The 20,051-nt window shown below is 53.0% G+C and carries 18 protein-coding genes; 5 read left to right on the top strand and 13 right to left on the bottom strand.

The window, feature by feature from the left end; all coding sequences use genetic code 11:
• Positions 1-49: 49 nt before the first annotated feature.
• From yjfF to ytfQ, 4 genes are all read right to left on the bottom strand, one after another.
• Entirely contained in the window at positions 50-1,051 is a 1,002-nt protein-coding gene (gene yjfF, locus V6E55_RS18870; RefSeq protein ID WP_129996827.1) for a galactofuranose ABC transporter, permease protein YjfF, read from the bottom strand.
• The gene (gene ytfT, locus V6E55_RS18865) at positions 1,038-2,063 is read right to left on the bottom strand and encodes a galactofuranose ABC transporter, ATP-binding protein YtfT (RefSeq protein ID WP_168112407.1); all 1,026 of its coding nucleotides are present in this window, start codon (positions 2,061-2,063) and stop codon (positions 1,038-1,040) included. Before ytfT ends, yjfF begins: the two co-directional genes overlap by 14 nt.
• Positions 2,064-2,073: 10 nt before the next feature.
• Positions 2,074-3,576, bottom strand: coding sequence for a galactofuranose ABC transporter, ATP-binding protein YtfR (ytfR, locus tag V6E55_RS18860; RefSeq protein ID WP_316943608.1), 1,503 nt, complete (start codon positions 3,574-3,576; stop codon positions 2,074-2,076).
• A gap of 64 nt (positions 3,577-3,640) precedes the next feature.
• Positions 3,641-4,597 (bottom strand): galactofuranose ABC transporter substrate-binding protein YtfQ, encoded by a 957-nt coding sequence (ytfQ, locus tag V6E55_RS18855; protein ID WP_014068659.1) that lies wholly within the window; start codon positions 4,595-4,597, stop codon positions 3,641-3,643.
• Positions 4,598-4,905: 308 nt separating this feature from the next.
• Between ytfQ and ppa the strand changes: the two genes are divergently transcribed.
• Positions 4,906-5,436, top strand: coding sequence for an inorganic diphosphatase (gene ppa, locus V6E55_RS18850; RefSeq protein WP_020684412.1), 531 nt, complete (start codon positions 4,906-4,908; stop codon positions 5,434-5,436).
• 89 nt (positions 5,437-5,525) lie between these two features.
• On the opposite strand, the gene V6E55_RS18845 is transcribed toward ppa, so the two are convergent.
• From V6E55_RS18845 to tamA, 3 genes are read right to left on the bottom strand one after another with little or no spacing between them, the layout of a single operon-like run.
• Entirely contained in the window at positions 5,526-5,870 is a 345-nt protein-coding gene (locus V6E55_RS18845) for a gamma-glutamylcyclotransferase family protein (RefSeq protein ID WP_014830431.1), read from the bottom strand.
• A 2-nt stretch (positions 5,871-5,872) separates the two neighbouring features.
• Entirely contained in the window at positions 5,873-9,649 is a 3,777-nt protein-coding gene (tamB, locus tag V6E55_RS18840) for an autotransporter assembly complex protein TamB (RefSeq protein WP_316943607.1), read from the bottom strand.
• Positions 9,646-11,379 (bottom strand): autotransporter assembly complex protein TamA, encoded by a 1,734-nt coding sequence (gene tamA / locus V6E55_RS18835; protein ID WP_316943605.1) that lies wholly within the window; start codon positions 11,377-11,379, stop codon positions 9,646-9,648. The genes tamB and tamA overlap by 4 nt, the downstream gene beginning before the upstream one ends.
• Positions 11,380-11,603: 224 nt before the next feature.
• Here tamA and msrA point away from each other — a divergent pair, with 224 nt between their 5' ends.
• Both msrA and V6E55_RS18825 read left to right on the top strand, forming a co-directional pair.
• Positions 11,604-12,245: a peptide-methionine (S)-S-oxide reductase MsrA gene (msrA, locus tag V6E55_RS18830; protein WP_114979616.1), complete on the top strand. Its 642-nt coding sequence runs from the start codon at positions 11,604-11,606 to the stop codon at positions 12,243-12,245.
• Positions 12,246-12,453: 208 nt separating this feature from the next.
• Positions 12,454-13,791, top strand: coding sequence for a hemolysin family protein (locus V6E55_RS18825; protein ID WP_114979621.1), 1,338 nt, complete (start codon positions 12,454-12,456; stop codon positions 13,789-13,791).
• Between the two features lie 70 nt (positions 13,792-13,861).
• Here the strand turns inward: V6E55_RS18825 and V6E55_RS18820 are convergent, their stop codons facing one another.
• On the bottom strand, positions 13,862-14,068 hold the full coding sequence (locus V6E55_RS18820; protein ID WP_028016471.1) for a DUF1107 domain-containing protein: 207 nt from the start codon (positions 14,066-14,068) through the stop codon (positions 13,862-13,864).
• 323 nt (positions 14,069-14,391) lie between these two features.
• Between V6E55_RS18820 and V6E55_RS18815 the strand changes: the two genes are divergently transcribed.
• Entirely contained in the window at positions 14,392-14,949 is a 558-nt protein-coding gene (locus V6E55_RS18815; RefSeq protein WP_316943604.1) for a YtfJ family protein, read from the top strand.
• Here the strand turns inward: V6E55_RS18815 and cysQ are convergent.
• On the bottom strand, positions 14,943-15,683 hold the full coding sequence (gene cysQ / locus V6E55_RS18810) for a 3'(2'),5'-bisphosphate nucleotidase CysQ (protein ID WP_316943602.1): 741 nt from the start codon (positions 15,681-15,683) through the stop codon (positions 14,943-14,945). The genes V6E55_RS18815 and cysQ overlap by 7 nt on opposite strands.
• 190 nt (positions 15,684-15,873) lie before the next feature.
• Between cysQ and cpdB the strand changes: the two genes are divergently transcribed.
• The gene (cpdB, locus tag V6E55_RS18805; RefSeq protein WP_316943601.1) at positions 15,874-17,817 is read left to right on the top strand and encodes a 2',3'-cyclic-nucleotide 2'-phosphodiesterase; all 1,944 of its coding nucleotides are present in this window, start codon (positions 15,874-15,876) and stop codon (positions 17,815-17,817) included.
• Positions 17,818-17,936: 119 nt separating this feature from the next.
• Here cpdB and V6E55_RS18800 read toward each other — a convergent pair whose 3' ends face one another.
• The 4 genes from V6E55_RS18800 to V6E55_RS18785 form a co-directional block, all read right to left on the bottom strand.
• Positions 17,937-18,269 (bottom strand): glycine zipper family protein, encoded by a 333-nt coding sequence (locus V6E55_RS18800; protein ID WP_316943599.1) that lies wholly within the window; start codon positions 18,267-18,269, stop codon positions 17,937-17,939.
• A 241-nt stretch (positions 18,270-18,510) separates the two neighbouring features.
• The gene (locus V6E55_RS18795) at positions 18,511-18,765 is read right to left on the bottom strand and encodes a hypothetical protein (RefSeq protein WP_316943597.1); all 255 of its coding nucleotides are present in this window, start codon (positions 18,763-18,765) and stop codon (positions 18,511-18,513) included.
• A 93-nt stretch (positions 18,766-18,858) separates the two neighbouring features.
• Positions 18,859-19,356 carry a fimbrial protein gene (locus V6E55_RS18790; RefSeq protein ID WP_316943595.1) on the bottom strand — a complete coding sequence of 166 codons (498 nt, stop codon included), beginning with the start codon at positions 19,354-19,356 and terminating at the stop codon, positions 18,859-18,861.
• A gap of 143 nt (positions 19,357-19,499) precedes the next feature.
• On the bottom strand, positions 19,500-20,051 hold a 552-nt coding region (locus V6E55_RS18785; RefSeq protein ID WP_316943594.1), incomplete at its 5' end, for a fimbrial protein.

The raw sequence follows: 20,051 nt of genomic DNA, 5'->3' as shown, positions 1-20,051 counted from the left end.
GTATCGGCCGCTACCGGAAAATGTTTAGACTTTAAGCAAATTCAGCGTGTTATCGCTCTGTTACTGATGTGTTTACGCGTGTAACCGTCGAGCTTTGACGATTCTCCCAGAGCACAGTCAGACCACGCTGCAGGGCGATAAAAATAAACAGCAAAATGCCGATGGCAATCTTGGTCCACCAGGAGCTGAGCGTGCCGTCAAAGTTAATGTAGGTTTGTATCAGGCCCTGGATTGCCACGCCAAACAGCGTCCCCAGTACCGTCCCCACACCACCACTGAGCAACGTTCCACCGATCACCACCGAGGCGATGGCATCCAGTTCTACCCCTACGCCTGCCAGGGCATAACCCGCCTGGGTATAAACAGAGAAGACGATACCCGCCAGCGTTGCCAGCCCGGTTGAGAGCATATAGATGCGGATGGTCGTGCTGCGGGTGGAGATCCCCATCAGGTTTGCTGACGTGGCGTTGCCGCCAATGGCATAAACCTGATTGCCAAACCGGGTACGATGGGCAAGGAAGATCCCAATGACCACGACGCCCAGCATCAGTAACCCCATCGCGCTCAAACGTCCACCGCCGGGTATTTTCCACGCCAGGCTGGAGAGCGTGTCGTACACCGGATGGTTAATCGGAATAGATTCTTCCGATACCAGATAACTCACGCCGCGAAGGAAGAACATCCCGGCGAGGGTAATAATAAAAGCGGGGATTTTCAGCGCATCGATCAGTAGCCCCATAAAGGCACCAAACGCGCACCCCATCACCAGCACCAGCGGGAAAGCCACCAGCGGTGAGATCCCCCAGAAACCGATCGCCTTCGCAAGAAACACGCCGGTGAATGCGATCACCGAACCAACGGAGAGATCGATCCCACCGGAAAGGATCACAAAGGTCATCCCGACGGCGATAATGCCTAAAAAAGCGTTATCGGTCAGGATATTGCAAATCACACGCGTGGAGGCAAACCCCGGGAACTGGGTCAGACAGTAGAGATAGCCCAGCACAAACACGCCCAGCGTGATCATTAACGGTAAATTACGTTTTATCATGGCCACGGATCCCCTTAATGATGCTGACAAAGCGCGGTGACTGGACGATCAGCACACAGAGCACAACCACCGCTTTCACCACCTGGTTGAGCTCCGGCTGGAAACCAGAGAGCAGGATCCCGGTGTTCATCCCCTGAATAATCAGCGCGCCAATCACCGAGAGCAGCAGGTTAAAGCGCCCGCCCATCAGCGATCCGCCGCCGATCACCACCGCCAGGATCGCATCCAGCTCCAGCCAGAGTCCTGCGTTGTTGGCATCGGCTCCACGAATATCTGCCGCGACGATCACCCCGGCAATGGCGGCGCATATGCCGCTCAGCACATAGGTCAGCATCACCATCAACCGGGTATTGACCCCGGCGTTACGCGCGGCACGAATGTTGATCCCGACGGCCTCAATGAACATGCCCAGTGCCGTTTTGCGGGTAAAGAGCCAGAACACTACCAGCGTCACCAGGGCAATGATCACCGGAGTCGGGAAGAACAGCAGTTTGCCGCTGCCAAGCCACGCCAGGCCCGGAGAGTTAAAGGTGACGATCTGCCCGGATGTGATCAGTTGCGCCACACCGCGCCCGGCGACCATTAAAATCAGGGTGGCGACAAACGGCTGGATCTTGAGGACTGCCACCAGAATACCGTTCCACAGCCCGGCGAGTACGCCAGTGCCTAAGGCGGCAAGCAGCACCACCGGCAGGCTGTGCCCGGCCACGGTCATTGAGGCTGCCGTAGCCCCGGCGATAGCCATCACCGCGCCGACGGAGAGGTCAATCCCGCCAGTGGCAATGACCAGCGTCATACCAATCGCCAGCAGCGCCACCGGCGCCGCACGGTTCAAAATATCGATCGGGCTGCCAAACAGACGGCCATCCTGGACAATAATCTGGAAGAAATGCGGCGCGACAAGGCTGTCCACCAACAGTACCACCAGCAGTGCCGCAATTTGCGGTGTGCCAGTTGGCCAGTTGAAGCGGCGCTTTGACCCCCCTGTTTGCGAAAGCGAACGAGACATCACAATTCACTCCTTACGCCGCGATGGCATTCATGATCGCCGGAACGGACAGTTTATCCAGCGGGATCTCTGCCACCTGTTTACGATCGCGCATGATGATAACGCGATCGGCATACCCCACCAGCTCCTCCAGCTCAGACGATATGACCAGCAGCGCCAGGCCGTCCGCACACAGCGTTTCAATAAGCCGGATGATTTCAGCGTGCGCGCCGACGTCAATCCCGCGCGTGGGTTCATCGAGGATCAGGAACTGAGGTTTGGTCAGCAGCCAGCGCGACAACAAGACCTTCTGCTGGTTACCACCCGAAAGGAATTCAATGGGTTGTTCCGCGCTCGGGGTACGAATGCCAAGCTGGCGGATAAAGCGTTCGGCAATGGCGTTTTGCTCCTTGCGCGGGATTGGCCTCAGCCAGCCTCGCTGCGCCTGTAGCGCCAGAATGATATTCTCCCGCACCGAAGCGGCGGCAATGATACCGTCCGTTTTTCTGTCTTCCGGACAGAAGCCAACACCCAGACACGAGGCCTGATGCGGCGAGCGCAGCGTTTGCAGTTTGCCTTTGATTAATGCGGTGCCACTGTCTGCTGGCTTAATCCCGAAGATGACTTCGGCGGTTTCTGTACGTCCCGAGCCTAACAATCCGGCCAGACCTACAATTTCGCCAGGACGAACCTCCAGGTTAAATGGTGAAATAGTCCCTTTTTTGCCGAAATCACTGAAAGCCGCGACGGGTTTTTCACTCAGCAACGTGCGACCGGCGCGCTGTAGAGCATTGGTCTCCAGCTCGCGCCCGAGCATCATTTTGACCAGTTCAATCTGGGGTAATTCATGAGTTTCCCGACAGCCGACAAAACTGCCGTTACGCAGTACCGTAATGCGATCGCTCACTTCATACACCTGGTCGAGGAAATGGGTCACGAAGATCAGGCTCACGCCCTGATCGCGCAGCTGGCGCATCAGGGTAAAGAGCATTTCCACTTCCTGGGTATCGAGACTGGCAGTGGGCTCATCGAGGATCAGTACTTTTGCGGAGAGATCGATAGCGCGACAAATCGCGACGATTTGCTGCATGGCAACAGAAAAGCGGTTCAGCGGCTCGCGAACGTCAAGAGAAAAGCCATAGGATTCCATCAGCTTTGTCGCCCGCGCCTCCATCTCCTTGCGGCGCAGCAGACCAAAGCGTCGTGGTTCACGGCCAATAAACAGATTATCTGCCACCGACATATTCGGCAGCAGGTTCACTTCCTGATAGACCGTCCCAATCCCAAGCTGCTGGGCGTGAGCGGTATTTTTTGGCGAAATGGCATTGCCTTCCAGCCAGATAGTGCCGCGATCGGCATGATAGACGCCAGTCAGGGCTTTAATCAGTGTCGACTTCCCTGCCCCGTTCTCACCCAGCAGAGCCATAATCTCACCGCGCCGCAGGCTGAAATCAACGTTATTCAGCGCTTTTACGCCAGGAAAGTATTTACTCAAGCCCTCTGTGCGGAGGATTTCCTGATGTTGTTCCGAGTTCATATTTACGCCTCCGGCACAAATCGTAGGCCGGGTAAGCGTAGCGCTACCCGGCAATTACACTGGATCAGTAGCCCATATTTTTCTTCTTCTCTAACTCTTCTTTTGCTGTGTCAGGAAGGTAGAGTGTGGATTTGGTGATGGTCAGTTTTTCAGGCATCGTGCCGTCTTTCTTGAATTTCTCCAGCGCATCGAATGCCGGACCCGCCATGTTCGGCGTGAGCTCCACGCTGGCGTTCGCTTCGCCGTCCATCATCGCCTTGTAGATGTCAGGCACACCGTCGATTGAGCCGGTGAGGATATCTTTGCCCGGCTTCAGGCCCGCTTCTTTAATGGCCTGAATTGCGCCGATCACCATGTCATCGTTGTGGGCGTAAACCATGCAGATGTTCTTGCCGTTGTTTTCAGCCTTGATAAAGCTCTCCATGACCTCTTTGCCTTTACTGCGCGTAAAGTCACCGGACTGAGAGCGGATAATCTTGATGTTTGGTGCTTTAGCGATAGCCTCAGCAAACCCTTTCTTACGGTCAATGGCCACGCTCGCGCCGACGGTGCCTTGTAACTCAACGACGTTACACGGCTTGCCATCCACCTGTTTCACCAGCCAGTCACCAATCAACTGTCCTTCAAGAATGTTGTTGGCGGTGACGGTGGTCATATAGAGCGATTTGTCTTTGACATCAATGGAACGATCGAGCAGGAAGACCGGGATCTCAGCGTCTTTCGCTTCCTTCAGGACAGGCTCCCAGCCCGTCGCAACGACAGGCGCAATAAAGATGGCATCAACGCCCTGGGCGATAAACGAACGCACGGCTTTGATTTGGTTTTCCTGCTTTTGCTGACCATCGGCGATTTTCAGGGTGATACCACGTTTCTGGGCCTCGCTTTTTGCAACGTTGGTTTCTGCTGCTCGCCAGCCGGATTCAGAGCCGACTTGCGAAAAACCTACGGTTAAAGGGGCGGCCATCGCCATAGACGACATGGCTGCCGAAACTGCTGTGACCAGGAGTAAGCGCTTCCACATATGAACGTCCTCGTAGGGGGATTATTGTTGGTGAAAAGATGTTCTGCGAAATGACTATAGCCAATGAAATATGTAACGAATTGCGTTACATCACACTTCGGAAAAGTGAATAAAACGTTAATCACAAGTTTGTAATCGCTTTCATTTCGCCATGAAAAATGCAGCTGAGTTTATGGATTTTTCTGTCATGGAATCGGTCTGAAAAGTGGGGTTAGCGGTGAGAGAAGGCGAAAACAGGCGGAGACATTCAGCGCGAGTTGGCTATAATACCTGCCACTTGTTTACCATCCATTTTAAAGGACACCGACATGAGCTTACTCAACGTCCCTGCGGGTAAAGAACTGCCAGAAGACATCTACGTAGTTATCGAAATCCCGGCTAACGCAGATCCTATCAAATACGAAATCGACAAAGACACTGGTGCGCTGTTCGTTGACCGCTTTATGTCTACCGCGATGTTCTACCCATGCAACTACGGTTACATCAACAACACCCTGTCTCTGGACGGAGATCCGGTTGACGTGCTGGTCCCAACGCCATACCCACTGCAGCCAGGCTCAGTCATTCGCTGCCGTCCAGTTGGCGTGCTGAAAATGACCGACGAAGCCGGTGAAGATGCGAAACTGGTTGCGGTACCGCACACCAAGCTGAGCAAAGAGTACGATCACATTAAAGATGTGAACGACCTGCCAGAACTGCTGAAAGCGCAGATCAGCCACTTCTTCGAGCACTACAAAGACCTCGAAAAAGGCAAGTGGGTTAAGGTTGACGGCTGGGACAACGCTGAAGCGGCGAAAGCAGAAATCATCGCCTCTTTCGAACGCGCTGCTAAGAAGTAATTCTTACTGCCTGTCGATAAAGCCCCGCTGGCCGGGGCTTTTTTTTGTGCACAAAAAACAACGCCACCTTTCGGTGGCGTTGTCGTTTTTCAGTACTGGTCTCTGTCTAACCAGTTACCGCTTACAATCCGCGTTAACCCTTCGACCGGACGCTGGTAGACATACATCCACGCGCTTCCGTACGGTGTCTGGATCAACTGGCGTGCGTATTCACCGCCCCTGGTGCGCAAGGCATCAAGTTCGGCAAGTGTCGCGTTATCAATACGATAGACTTCACCCTGTACTGTTCCTTCGCCGGGAACCGCGCCTGGATAGTGGCCCAGGCTGTACAACTGGTAGTTCTCGATATTGTAATTCCCCAGCAGCAGGGCATTGGTCATCCAGTGACTGTTGCCTTGCTTGGTTCGTAAACTGCCGTAGACAAATATTCGCATTGCTAAAACTCAAACTGATAGAGCAGATCAAGTGCCTGGTCTACGCCGGACACTGCTTCCAGATATAGCTTAGGCATCAGGCGATAGCGTAACGTGAGTGTTGCCAGTGAGTCAAAGATCCCCACACCATATTTTACCTGCAGACCCGGCAGTACATAGCCGCTGACCACCACCTGCGAGGAGTCACCCACGCCCTGGGTGTCCAGCGCCAGATTGCTTACGCCGAACGTCTCGCCGATTTTACCCACAACCTGCCCACTTTGTGCAACCCCCAGACCCACTAACATTGAGGTCATCGCCGCACTGTCGCTCTGACCGCTGTCCAGACCTTGTCCACGCAACAGGTAAGAAAGAGCTTCCTGTTGTGACATCGCCGGGTCAGAGAAGATTTCCGCCTTCGGTTCGTCGGCAGAACCGGTGACGCGTACACCTGCGATGACGTCGTTTTCCGTCGCTTCCGGGTTACGAATCGCTTCGATATTCAACAGAGGTTGATCCGGTGGACCGGAGAACAACAGTTCACCTTTACGCACAATTAAATCCTGACCATAGGCATGGAAACGCCCTTCAGGAATATTAATCTGCCCGTTCAGGCCCAACCCTTGTTTATCCTGCGCCACCTTCAGGTCACCCGTAAGCCTCGCCTTCAGCCCAAACGCATCCAACCGCACGTTATTCCCCACGTGCACGATGAGGTTACTATTGATCGGTATGCCAGCGCTCTTCTGTTCGACAGGTTTCAGATTATCACTGAGCATAACTTCATCACTTGAAACACCCACCGCACTTTCCGGCACGTCGTGAACCACAATGCGAGCCCACGGCACGTCGACGCGTCCGTCAAGTGTGAAGAGGCTTGGCGTGGCTTCAAAGACTACATCAGGTGAAACATCAAGGCGTACCATTGGCGGAACGGTGATGCGTACCTTACTGCCTTTCGCGGCAATACGGGCGCGCCAGTTATCGAGCTGGCTCCAGTCTGCGTCACCGCTCAGATTGATCTGCCCTTGCTGAGTTAATACCGAGCCGCTCAGTGTTGAACTCATACCGTTGAAGTTCATCGCGATCTGGCTCGGCTGCATATCAAACGGCATAAAGTTACCGTCGATATCCACACCGCTGAGCCGCATCTGACCGAACAGCTGCGGGCTCTGTGCGCTGCCAGCCAGACGCAAATTGGCATCCAGCATGCCTGCCGCTTTTTCCCCGCGGTCGAAAATCGGGTTCACCATCGCAAGGTTGAAGTTACGGATGTTGACGTTACCGCCAAGATTACGTCGTCCTTGCGGATCGGAAATCTGCACCTGTCCATCAAACTGACCGTTGTTGGTCAGACGGATAAGCCATCCCAGCTCTGCACGGTTGTTATGCAGATCCGCACTCAGGTTCAGGGTGTCGAAGGCTACCGGCAGCGGCGCATCATTCACCTGTTGCGTCACCTTCACGTTACGACCCGAAAGCGTGACGCTACCCTGTGGCAGCCCTTCTTTTGTGGTATCCCAGGCAACATCGGCCTTCCCGCTAAAGACGCCGCTGGCCTGCGTGGTCTCTGGCATAAACGGCTTCAGCATCGCCAGGTCAAAGCGATTGAGGTTGATCTGCGCGCGCCCTTCCGCCCCTGCATCAATGGTCTGAGGTACACACAGCTCAGCATTTGGGTTGGTCCAGCAGTGTGGCCCGATGCTGATCTTTTGTTCCGCGTTACGGTAGTCCAGCGCAATAGAGCGTGACAGCGCAAGCGGTCCGACTGGCGTGTTGAAGCGGGTGTTATCAAGCAGACCTTTCCAGCGTTCCTCTTTACGGTCAAAGCTTCCTGTCAGGTGAAGCTGCCCGGAGACCGGCTCCCCCTGCACACGCAACTGGAGGTCGTGCTGCTTTTCGTTGCCTTTCGCTTCCAGCGTCACCAGATTGATGTTCACGTCCGGCTGAGCGATACGCTCCACGCGCAGATTCAGATTACCGCCGATCTGATCGGTAGATTTCACATCCCCTTCCACACGAACGCGGGCAACGCTTAGCTCCTGCCAGCGCAGGTTATTGGCGGTGATATCCGCCAGCAGCTGCGGCGCGTCTACCGTGCCACGCACTTTCACTAACCCTTTCGCCGTGCCACCCAGACCCGGCAGAGCATTATCCAGATTCGGCGCGTCGATGGTGGCATCCAGATTGAGCTCTTTCACCCCCAGTTCACCTTTGATATCTGCCGTGTTGCGACCCAGCGCCACGTGCAGCCCAGGGATCATCCACTGCAGGTAACTGTTGCCTTTGACCGAGCCCTCAACGTTAACCTTGTTTTGTTTAACGTTACCGGTGAGCTTAATTTCCGGCACGTCCATCTGCCACGTACCGCCGTACAGACTGCCACGGGTTTTGATCAGGCCATCCAGCTTCGACGGCCAGTCCGGTACCTCTTTGGCGGTGTTAATGCCCGTCAGCTTCAGTTCGCCGCGCCAGCTGATCGCCTGCTGCCAGTCGAGCAGCGCGGTCAGCTCGGTTTTGCCTTCCAGTGCCGCGACGGTCAGCTTGTCGAGATTAACCTGCTGTTCATTGCCTTTTGCATCCAGCGTGATGTTCGCGGGCGGCACGCCCTGCCCCTTCACCGCGGTACGGAATGAGAGTGTGTAATCGGTCATCTTGCCGCTCAGCTTCAGCTTCAGGTCATCGGCCTGGAACTGTTTTTCACCGGTGAACGGCCAGTAAAGCTGTTTACTGACCATTTCAACATTGAGCGGTAACCCCGCTTCTGCCAGCTGAGTTTGCGCCCGCAGGTCCATATCTACCGGGCCGGAAAGATTCACACCGACGTCCAGTTTATCGCGTAGCGCACCGCCCACTTTGACCTTCACTTTTTCGCCTTTCAGCGGGTCAATATTCAGGGCGCTGTTGAGCGTGATGTCCACCGGCCAGTTGTCGCGCAGCAGGGCGTTACCTGAAGCATTCACCGAGCCCTGGTTGGTGTCGATATCCAGCGCGTCGAGCTTCATATTGCCGTCAATGCTGCTGACTTTAAGCAGCATGTTATAGACCGTCAGATCAGTATCGCCGGTCAGGCGCAGCTGCTCGCCTTTGAACTCCTCAATGTTGAGATTCAGCGGCAGATGAACATCGGTCATTTCCGGCAGGACGGGCTTCGAGAAGAGATCTTTCAGCGTTTCACCCAGCGGCTTTTCTTCCGGCTGTGGGTTCTGGATCTTCGGCTCGACGATCTCTTCCTGCGCCACGTCGGCCACTTTCGGCAGCGCGATCAGTAATCCCTGCAGGGACGTCGGCGTCAGGGTGAGGTTTTTCTCCTGCCAGCGCAGGCCGGAGGTGAAATCCATCACGGATACGGTGGTGTCGTCGATTTTGATATTGACGTTATCGAGCGCCACCCGATAGAGCGCGATCGGATACGGCGTGGAGAGATTCAGCGGACCGCTATCTTCTTCCTCGACCGGCGCAGACTTCGGCATTTTCTTTGAATCTATCGCCACGTTTACATCTTTTAGCGACAGATCGTTGACGCATAGCTTGCTGTCCCGCAGACAGCCCAGCTTCACCGCAAGGTGGAACTCCCCGGCGTTGACCGCCACGCCAGGTTGCTCATAGCGAATGTTCTTCAGACGCAGATCGCGCCAGCCGCCTGTCACCTGACCAATTTCAAGTCCCGGCACCCAGCGGTTAGCGGCGTTAAACAGCAGGTGCAGCCCGGTTGTCGTTCCCACCAGAAACGCCACCGTACCGAGCAGCAGTACGATAAAAATCAGCACCCCGAGGCTTATCTTCTTCCATAAACTCATAATTCAGGCCCCAGACCGATGTAAAACTGTAAACCATGCTCTTCTTTGTCGCCCACAGGTACGGCGAAATCGAGCTTGATGGGCCCGACGGGTGACTGCCAGCGCACGCCCACGCCCGCGCCGGTTTTAAAATCGCTGCGGCGGATATCGCTCACCGCTTCGCCACTGTCGACAAACATCGCTCCCCACCATTTACCGCTGACGTTGTATTGATACTCCAGCGAGCCGGTGGCCAGTTTCGACGCACCGATCAGCTTGCCGCTGTCATCTTTTGGTGCAATGGATTTGTATTTATAACCGCGAATGCTACGGTCGCCACCGGCGAAGAAACGCAGATCCGGTGGGACTTTGTCGAAGTCGCCGGTTTCAATCCAGCCGAGGTTGCCGCGCATCACAAAGCGGTGTTTGTCATACAACGTACGGATCCAGACGTTTTGTGCCTGAATCACCGAGAAGTCGACATCGGAACCCCACATGGTGTTGGAGTAATCAATGGAATAACGCTGGGAATCACCCCAGTCAGGCATCAGGCCGCCGCGTGAGCGGGTACGGCTGATCATCACCCCCGGATAGAGCAACATCGTGGTGTTGGTGACGTTGGCCTGAGTAAAGTGGTCGAGACTCCAGCGCAGGTTAATGGCACGCTGCCAGCCGCTGGAGAGCTCCCAGTAGCGTGACAGGGCAAGGGTGGTGGAATCTGACTTAGTATCGTTCAGGTCGGTGCGCTTAAAGCCCCCCTGAACCAGGTAATATTGCTCCAGCGGGTTTTTCAGCAAGGGCATTTTATAGCTGAAATCGAGCTGCTGTTCCGGGGCGGATATACTCGTGCTGGTCGTCAGGCTGTGGCCGTACGAGTTCATCCACGGTTTTTTCCATGTAGCCTTCACGCGCGGGCCGACGTCCGTCGAATAGCCCACACCGGTCTCAATGGTGTTCTCTGTACGCGGTGAGACGACGCCATGCAGCGGCAACACTTTGGTTTTACGCGATTTATCAAATTCTGGTGCAACAACCACGGAGTTAAACCATCCTGTGGCTGAAAGACGACGGTTCAGTTCCGCCAGGTCGCTCGACTTGTAGTAATCCCCTTTTTTGAAGGGCACGAGATTTTGCAGATATTCTTCACGGATTTGCGAACCTTCGAAGGTTACATCGCCAAAACGATAGCGCTCCCCACTGTCGTAATCGATATCCCAGAAGGCCTGGTGTCTGTCCAGCGCAATACCAAGCTGACTTTTGTTGAACTGGCTGTCAAAGTAGCCCTTACGAAGGGAAACGCTCGTCAGCTCTTTTTTGAAATGATCGTAGTCACCGTGATTGAGTACGGTACCGATTTTCGGCCGCGTACTGAGCAGATCCAGGTAATCCCGGTCTGTGCGTGCCCCACCGCGCAGAATGACGTCAGTGCCGCCAATCAGTACCGGCTCACCCGGCGAAACGCGGGCAATAAGCACCTGGCGCCCCTTCTTTGGCGGCGGGCGGAGATCGAAATCAATGGTAGGTTCGTAATAACCCAGCGCTTTCAGCCCTTCGCGGATGGCGTCATCCACGCGCGCGCGAAAACGGCGGTCCGGCGTCACCTCATCACTCTGGATGGTCGACAACTGCGCACGCACGTTTTTTTCCAGCGCCCCGGATAACCCTTCAACCTGCAAACGAACGTTCGCCGCACTGGCAATCCCGCTTGTTAGTAGCAAACTGACCAAACATAACTGGCGGATTTTTGTCACGTTTTCTCCTGAATATCCCTGTTTCCACCCTGGAAGCAAATGAAGTGCCGCTCCGCGGCAAAATACGGCCTGTTGGCCAAAAACCCGAATCGCGGGTTGAAAATGGGTGCAACACCCAAATATTTCTTATGATTAAATCTAGACTCATTCAGCGCATTTATTGTGTTCAATTAAACGCTTCGTGACAACCTTAACTGAAACATCGCCCCCCGGGAGGCCCCACCGTGAGTTTATTCGACAAAAAGCATCTGGTTTCACAAGCAGATGCATTACCGGGACGCAACACCCCTATGCCTGTGGCAACCTTACACGCCGTAAACAACCACTCAATGACCAACGTTCCTGATGGAATGGAAATCGCCCTGTTCGCGATGGGTTGTTTCTGGGGTGTTGAACGCCTGTTCTGGCAACTGCCTGGCGTTTACAGCACGGCAGCCGGTTATACTGGCGGTTACACGCCAAATCCAACCTACCGAGAAGTGTGCTCTGGCGAAACCGGCCATGCGGAAGCCGTTCGTGTGGTGTATGACCCTGCGGTGATTAGTTACGAGCAGCTTCTGCACGTGTTCTGGGAAAACCACGACCCGGCGCAGGGCATGCGTCAGGGTAACGACCACGGCACGCAATATCGTTCGGCCATTTATCCGCTCACACCTGAGCAGGATGCCGCCGCGCGCGCCAGCCTTGAGCGTTTCCAGCAAGCCATGCGTGACGCTGGCGATACGCGCGAGGTGACGACGGAAATCACCACTGCGAAACCGTTCTACTATGCCGAGGACGATCACCAGCAGTATCTGCATAAAAACCCATACGGCTACTGCGGTATTGGGGGCATTGGCGTCTGCCTGCCGCCGCAGGCAGAATAGTCGCTTAAATCTGGCAGAAATGGATTTCGCCGGGTTTGAAAACCATCACTTTTTCTGCCAAAACGTGACCGCTGGCAGGTTTACACTCCTTTACGCTATACTACCCGCTGAAATAATCAGCTCAACGCTACGAGCTGACGTTCTACGTGTTTTCACACAAATGGTATCAACTTCCCTTCCGAGGATCTGGCGAGAAGCCGGATAAACTATGTTAAACAGTATTTTAGTAATACTTTGTCTTATTGCCGTCAGTGCATTTTTCTCAATATCTGAGATCTCGCTGGCTGCGTCCCGTAAAATCAAACTCAAACTGCTTGCCGATGAAGGCAACATCAACGCCTCACGCATTCTGAAGATGCAGGAAAACCCCGGTACGTTTTTCACCGTGGTGCAGATTGGCCTGAACGCGGTCGCGATTCTGGGTGGTATCGTGGGTGATGCGGCATTCTCGCCGGCGTTTTATAGCCTCTTTATTCAGTACATGTCCGCCGAACTCGCCGAGCAGTTGAGCTTTATTCTCTCCTTCTCGCTGGTGACTGGCCTGTTCATCCTCTTCGCTGATCTGACCCCGAAACGCATCGGTATGATTGCGCCAGAAGCTGTGGCTTTGCGTATCATCAACCCGATGCGCTTCTGCCTGTTTGTTTTCCGCCCGCTGGTATGGTTCTTCAACGGTCTGGCGAACGTGATTTTCCGTATCTTTAAGCTGCCAATGGTGCGCAAAGACGACATCACCTCCGACGATATCTATGCCGTTGTGGAAGCGGGAGCGCTGGCCGGGGTGCTGCGTAAGCAGGAACACGAGCTGATCGAGAACGTATTCGAACTGGAATCCCGTACTGTTCCGTCTTCCATGACGGGCCGTGAAAGCATTATCTGGTTCGATTTACATGAAGATGAGCAGAGTCTGAAGAACAAAGTGGCGGAGCATCCTCACTCCAAGTTCCTCGTCTGTAATGAAGATATCGACCACATCATCGGTTATGTCGACTCCAAAGACCTGCTGAACCGCGTGCTGGCGAACCAGAGTCTGGCGCTCAACAGCGGCGTGCAGATCCGCAATACCCTGATTGTGCCGGATACACTTACACTCTCAGAAGCGCTGGAAAGTTTCAAAACCGCGGGTGAAGACTTCGCCGTTATCATGAACGAATACGCGCTGGTCGTGGGCATCATCACCCTGAACGACGTGATGACCACCCTGATGGGCGACCTGGTTGGCCAGGGTCTGGAAGAACAAATTGTGGCGCGTGACGAGAATTCATGGCTTATCGACGGTGCAACACCGATTGACGACGTCATGCGCGTGCTGGATATCGACGAGTTCCCGCAGTCCGGTAATTACGAGACCATCGGTGGCTTTATGATGTTTATGCTGCGCAAAATCCCGAAACGTACCGACTCCGTGAAGTTCTCTGGCTACAAGTTTGAGGTGGTGGATATTGATAACTACCGCATCGACCAGTTGCTGGTGACGCGTATCGACAACAAACCGACCGTACTGGTACCGAAGCTACCGGATGTGGAAGAGAAGGTGTCAGCGTAAAATTCCTGCCCCACAAACATCAACGGCTCCCATCGGGAGCCGTTTTTTTAACTACTGCATAGCACGCTGGTTAAGCCATCTCAGTTTGCAGACGCAAAACCTGACGGTTGACTTCGGACATCACAGACAAGTGCTGCTTATCCTTCACTTTTGGGACAAGGATCTTGCCCTTATCAAACTCAAAAGCGCCAACATCCTTGATATACAACCGTCCACGGAACAGGATCTTCACGTACTTCGCCACCTGAAGCGGGTTGTAGCGTTGGAAAATTTTCATTCTTGTATCTCCTGCGAATCATACGCTCTTGCGGCGCCACAATCGGCCCGACTGTCCTGAGCGCAAATTTAATGCCTATTGACTATAGACCAGAACAACCTTGATACCCAGTATGCATAAGTTTATTTACCGTTTGATTACAATTATTCAGAATAATCTTTGCAAAGCGTGACTAATGGCAGTATAAGCCGTCGTTTTTTCATGGATATGTGCGTTAACCCGCAAACTGGCACCGCAATTGCGGGAAAACCACATTGATCGCACTTATGATTAAAAGCGTAAGACCAAGTGGTCGGATCACCTGCAAACAATAAGGAAACGCCATGACCCTACGTAATATCCTTGCAGCAGCTTGCCTGCTGCTGCCTGTGTGGGCTTGCGCTCACAACATTGAAAAAGGACAACGTGTACCGCCAGTCGGCATTGCTGACCGGGGAGAATTGATTCTCGACAATGATAAGTTTAGCTACAAACCCTGGAATAGCGCGCAGCTCGCAGGCAAAGTGAGAGTTGTACAACATATTGCCGGTCGTACATCCGCAAAAGAGAAAAATGCCAACCTGGTGGAAGCGATCAAGGCCGCAAAATTCCCTCACGACCGCTATCAGACCACCACAATAGTGAACACCGATGACGCTATTCCTGGCTCCGGTATGTTTGTCCGTTCAAGCCTTGAGAGCAATAAAAAGCTCTACCCCTGGTCGCAGTTTATCGTCGACAGTAACGGCGTGACGCGTCAGGCCTGGCAGCTGGAAGAAGAGAGCTCCGCGATTATCGTGCTGGATAAAGATGGTCGGGTACAGTGGGTGAAAGACGGGGCGTTAACCCAGGAAGAGGTGCAGCAGGTTGTTGCCCTGCTGCACAAGTTGCTGGCTCAATAAATTGAGACGCGGAAGCCGGGGTTAAGGAAGGATTCGCGCGGGGTGTAGTCCAGCGGCTTACCCTGCCAGTCATGGACATGTGCCCCGGCGGCCGCAGCAACGGCATGTCCGGCGGCGGTATCCCAGACGTTGGTTGGTCCAAAGCGAGGGTAAAGCTGCGCATGACCTTCCGCCACCAGGCAGAATTTCAGCGATGAGCCAATTGAGGTGGTCTGGTGTTCTCCCAACTGTTGCAGATACTCCTGCAGTTCGCTGTCGCTGTGAGAGCGACTAATTACCACCAGCGGCGGGCGTGCATCGCGTACCTGAATCTGCTTTCGCACACCGCACTCTTCCTTCCAGGCCTTACCTTCTGCGGCGCTGTACATTACTTTCATCACCGGCGCATAGACCACGCCGAGCACCGCTTTACCCTTCTCAATCAGCGCGATGTTAACGGTGAATTCACCGTTGCGCTTGATGAACTCTTTAGTACCGTCCAGCGGATCGACAAGCCAGTAACGCTGCCAGCGCTGACGTTCGTCCCAGCTCTGCGGTGCCTCTTCTGACAATACAGGGATCTCCGGCGTTAAGGCCTGCAACCCTTGCAGGATCACTTTATGCGCTGCAATATCCGCTGCCGTGACCGGAGAGTCGTCTGCTTTACTGACGACCTCCATGGGTTTTACACCGTCATACACCTGCATGATGGCGTCCCCCGCATCCCGTGCGAGCTGACAAATTTTATCTAACATTCTCCACCTCTTTGTTAACGCAGTGAGGTTAACTCTTTGTTTTAGTTATATCGTAATGTGAACAATTCCGCTATCTGTGAAGTAATTCCGGTTTCAGCACGCATTTTTCTGTCAGGATTCACATTTCTGTAAGCAACAAGCTATAGATACATACTCTTTTGTGGCCTGGATCGAAAAAAGGACTCCTCTGATGATTAAGTTTAGCGCAACGCTCCTGGCGACGCTGATTGCAGCGAGCGTGCAGGCAGCGACAGTAGATCTGCGTATTCTGGAAACGACCGATCTGCACAGCAACATGATGGACTTCGATTACTACAAAGATACACCTACGGAAAAATTCGGACTGGTACGCACGGCCAGTTTGATTAACGCCGCCCGAGAAGAAGTGAAAAACAGCGTACTGGTCGACAACGGTGATCTCATTCAGGGGAGTCCGCTTGGCGATTACATGGCGGCAAAGGGGCTGAAAAAAGGCGAGATCCATCCTGTTTATAAAGCGATGAACACGCTGGACTATACCGTCGGCAACCTGGGAAACCACGAATTTAACTACGGGTTGAAATACCTGCATGATGCACTGGCAGGGGCCAAGTTCCCGTACGTTAACGCCAATATCATCGACGTTAAGACCCAAAAGCCGCTGTTTACCCCTTACCTGATTAAAGAGACCGAGGTTGTCGACAAGGACGGTAAAAAACAGACGCTGAAAATCGGCTATATCGGCTTTGTGCCGCCACAAATCATGACATGGGATAAGGCGAACCTCAGCGGTAAAGTGACCGTTAATGACATCACCGAGACCGCACGCAAATATGTGCCAGAGATGCGCGAGAAAGGGGCCGATTTAGTGGTCGTTGTTGCACACTCAGGTCTTTCAGACGATCCATACCAGGCGATGGCGGAGAACTCGGTTTACTACCTGAGTGAAGTACCGGGCGTCGACGCGATCCTCTTCGGCCATGCTCACGCGGTCTTCCCCGGTAAAGATTTCGCCAGCATCAAAGGGGCTGACATCGATAAAGGGACGCTCAATGGCGTACCGTCGGTTATGCCCGGAATGTGGGGTGACCACCTCGGCGTCGTCGATCTGGTGCTGAATAATGACAGTGGGCAGTGGAAAGTGACTCAGTCCAAAGCCGAAGCACGTCCGATTTACGACGCAACAGCCAAAAAATCACTGGCTGCTGAAGATAAGAAACTGGTCAACGTGCTGAAGCACGATCACGACGCCACGCGCGAGTTTGTCAGTAAGCCGATCGGCAAATCCGCTGACAATATGTACAGCTTCCTGGCGCTGGTTCAGGACGATCCGACCGTCCAGGTCGTCAACATGGCGCAGAAAGCCTACGCCGAGCACTTCGTTCAGGGCGATCCGGATCTGGCAAAATTGCCGGTGCTGTCTGCCGCCGCACCGTTCAAAGTGGGTGGGCGTAAGAACGACCCAGCCAGCTATGTTGAAGTCGAAAAAGGCCAGTTGACCTTCCGTAACGCCGCCGACCTCTATCTCTACCCGAACACTCTCGTGGTGGTTAAAGCAACGGGCAAAGAGGTGAAAGAGTGGCTGGAGTGTTCCGCCGGGCAGTTCAATCAAATTGATCCACACAGCAGTAAACCGCAATCGTTGATTAACTGGGACGGATTCCGTACCTATAACTTCGACGTGATCGACGGCGTGAATTATCAGATTGATGTCACTCAACCTGCAAAATATGACGGCGAGTGTCAGGCCATTAACCCGCAGGCGGAGCGCATCAAAAACCTGACCTTCAATGGTAAGCCGCTTGATCCTGAGGCGACCTTCCTTGTGGTCACCAATAACTACCGCGCCTACGGCGGTAAGTTTGCCGGAACGGGCGACAGCCATATCGCATTTGCCTCACCGGATGAAAACCGCTCAGTACTGGCCGCATGGATCAGCGCAGAATCGAAAAAAGCAGGTGAAATTCACCCTGCGGTGGATAACAACTGGCGCCTGGCACCGATTCACAGCGATACGAAGCTGGACATCCGCTTTGAAACATCACCGTCCGATAAGGCGGCAACGTTCATTAAGGATAAGGCACAGTACCCGATGAAGAAGGTGGCGACGGACGATATCGGGTTCGCGATTTATCAAGTGGATTTGAGCAGGTAAAAACAAAACGGCAACACACGTTGTTCCCTCTCCCACTGGGAGGGGGACAGGGTGAAGGCATCACGGATGGTTTTCATTATAATGATTGAAGTAAACATCGCGCTGCCCGATGACAAAGCTTAGTGTGTGGCTTCACCAATCAGCGCGCCTGAACCGGCCCCTACTGCGGCACCTTTCAGGACGCTCTTACCGGTAACTGCCGCTGCGCCTGCACCCACAGCGGCTCCAACTACACCACCTTTACGAGCAGCTTTGCCTTTGCTACCACTTTTGAACATTGCGCCCGTACCTGCACCTACGACAGCCCCTCCTACTGTGGATTTCAGATCTTTGCCGGTCGCTGCGCCAATAGCAGCACCGGCGATCGCGCCGCCTGCGGTTTTATCAATCGCTATAACGGAGGCAGAGAAAATAAGTGTGCTGATGACCAGCATTGCTTTAAGTCGTTTCATGACAATTCCTTTGAAATTGCTATAGGCTGATACTCTGCTTCCACCTGGGTTGAGGGGAGCGCCCTGAATTCTGGTTTAGCCATGAAGAAATGCAATGGGCTAACCAGGTGCACTGCTATGGGACTGATCAATTCCTCGTCGATATACCATCCCCTTTCATGATACACCGAGCGTTGGTGAGAGGAATGATACTCATCGTTGACCGTAAAAATGCAGCGCAAATGCTTATCTTTGTACAGGTTCAATACTTGATATCACGGGCTTTCTGTCGGCCATCCTGCCGGGCCTGACGTTTATCCTGACGGCATTCATGGTTGCTCTCATTATCAGCCTGTTTGCAACGCTGCGCCGTTTCACGCGCCTGAGAACGCGTATCCTGACGGACATCACGCGCTTCCTGACGTTTATGAGAACGCTCCGTAGCCTGAGCAGAAAATGTAATTGTTATACTTAAAGCAACAATAGCTAAAATACATTTAGTCACCTGAATCATCATGTTCTAGTCCTGTGTTTCCTAAGCGTTTCACGTCATATCTGAAAAAATTTCACGAAATATCGACGGGACGATTAATTGAAAAAATAAAGTAGCTCAAGAATAAATAATGCTAAACGTCACGGTCGATGTAACATTCCCGCCAGTTGGATTTAATCTTGTCGGAACATAATCCACGGTAAGTGGGATCATATTAAACCCATCGGTCAACTTAATTGCTGAAGAGTTATCAGGAACAATTTTCTCTCCATCAGGGCCATAGAGTTGTAACCCAACATTTTCTGCAGGATCATCGGTTGCCTGATTGACCAGTACCGTTTTAAACGTAGAATCGGTTTCGCCCGAAAAACTGACCTGAGCGTTACTGTAAACGTTAATATTGCAGTCATCCAGCACGACATGGAATAACCTGACCTGGCCTGCAGCCTGCCCCGGTACCAGGAGAGCGCTTTCTTTTACTTGCGCCAATGTGACAATGCGATCGCCATTTATCGCTTTAACAGCGCAGGGCCCATCGGTTAACGAGCCTGAAAAATGCATCATCCCGCCGCTGAATGTTGTTTGTGAAGCAGAAGCCCAGGCGTTACCCAGCATAGTCGTTCCGGATGATATTAGAAGTATCAGAGTTCCAAATCGTAATTTCATCAATATGTCCATTTCAAAAAATAGGATATGTAATTTACACCAATATTATTTGGGTATTCTATGCGTATAAGTTATAATTTTAGATGTTTATATCACTGATAGGTGATATTCAGTGTTGCGGTGGCATTGGCTGAACCTGCAGTCACCTTATCTTTTGTCTGAATATAGCGAGCAGTGATCGGGAAGGTTTCTTGTCCGCCTGCCGAGTTTTTTAAATTCAACATCTGGTTTAATTGCAGAGGTTTCCCGCCATATAGTAACTGCACACCCACGCCAGTGGCTGTATTTTCTCCGGTTGATAGCGCGAGGATGCTGGGATCTGAACTGTCCGGGCTTTGTATGCCAGTCATTGTTACTTTTATCGCAGCGCCAGCATCACAGTTTAACCCGAGATTTTGGGTACTGATTTGTTGAGATACAGTTCCAACAGCAATAAATTGTTCTGATGGAACATTCCCTATCGGGAAGGAAAGCGATGATGTTGAAACTGAGCACGCAAGTTGATTAATAATATTTGTTCCACCTAATTCAAAATACTCTGTAGCTAATACCGAAGAGTCATTGGTATTAGGGAAGGTGCGAATAAGCAGGTCATTTCTTCCCAAGCTGACTCGCTGATTAAAATTTCGCGGATCTGGGCCGAT

This window comes from Enterobacter sp. 342, assembly GCF_036663495.1.
GTDB lineage: Bacteria > Pseudomonadota > Gammaproteobacteria > Enterobacterales > Enterobacteriaceae > Enterobacter.
This window is presented reverse-complemented; position numbering and strand designations above follow the sequence as displayed.

What these genes read in the sequence shown, in the direction of transcription:
- V6E55_RS18845 (WP_014830431.1), bottom strand. Translation starts at nt 5,870, where the DNA reads ATGCGAATATTTGTCTACGGCAGTTTACGAACCAAGCAAGGCAACAGT.
- V6E55_RS18825 (WP_114979621.1), top strand. Translation starts at nt 12,454, where the DNA reads ATGTTAAACAGTATTTTAGTAATACTTTGTCTTATTGCCGTCAGTGCA.
- cpdB (WP_316943601.1), top strand. Translation starts at nt 15,874, where the DNA reads ATGATTAAGTTTAGCGCAACGCTCCTGGCGACGCTGATTGCAGCGAGC.
- ytfQ (WP_014068659.1), bottom strand. Translation starts at nt 4,597, where the DNA reads ATGTGGAAGCGCTTACTCCTGGTCACAGCAGTTTCGGCAGCCATGTCG.
- V6E55_RS18790 (WP_316943595.1), bottom strand. Translation starts at nt 19,356, where the DNA reads ATGCTGGGTAACGCCTGGGCTTCTGCTTCACAAACAACATTCAGCGGC.
- ppa (WP_020684412.1), top strand. Translation starts at nt 4,906, where the DNA reads ATGAGCTTACTCAACGTCCCTGCGGGTAAAGAACTGCCAGAAGACATC.
- V6E55_RS18815 (WP_316943604.1), top strand. Translation starts at nt 14,392, where the DNA reads ATGACCCTACGTAATATCCTTGCAGCAGCTTGCCTGCTGCTGCCTGTG.
- yjfF (WP_129996827.1), bottom strand. Translation starts at nt 1,051, where the DNA reads ATGATAAAACGTAATTTACCGTTAATGATCACGCTGGGCGTGTTTGTG.
- V6E55_RS18795 (WP_316943597.1), bottom strand. Translation starts at nt 18,765, where the DNA reads ATGATGATTCAGGTGACTAAATGTATTTTAGCTATTGTTGCTTTAAGT.
- cysQ (WP_316943602.1), bottom strand. Translation starts at nt 15,683, where the DNA reads ATGTTAGATAAAATTTGTCAGCTCGCACGGGATGCGGGGGACGCCATC.
- V6E55_RS18800 (WP_316943599.1), bottom strand. Translation starts at nt 18,269, where the DNA reads ATGAAACGACTTAAAGCAATGCTGGTCATCAGCACACTTATTTTCTCT.
- tamB (WP_316943607.1), bottom strand. Translation starts at nt 9,649, where the DNA reads ATGAGTTTATGGAAGAAGATAAGCCTCGGGGTGCTGATTTTTATCGTA.
- V6E55_RS18820 (WP_028016471.1), bottom strand. Translation starts at nt 14,068, where the DNA reads ATGAAAATTTTCCAACGCTACAACCCGCTTCAGGTGGCGAAGTACGTG.
- ytfR (WP_316943608.1), bottom strand. Translation starts at nt 3,576, where the DNA reads ATGAACTCGGAACAACATCAGGAAATCCTCCGCACAGAGGGCTTGAGT.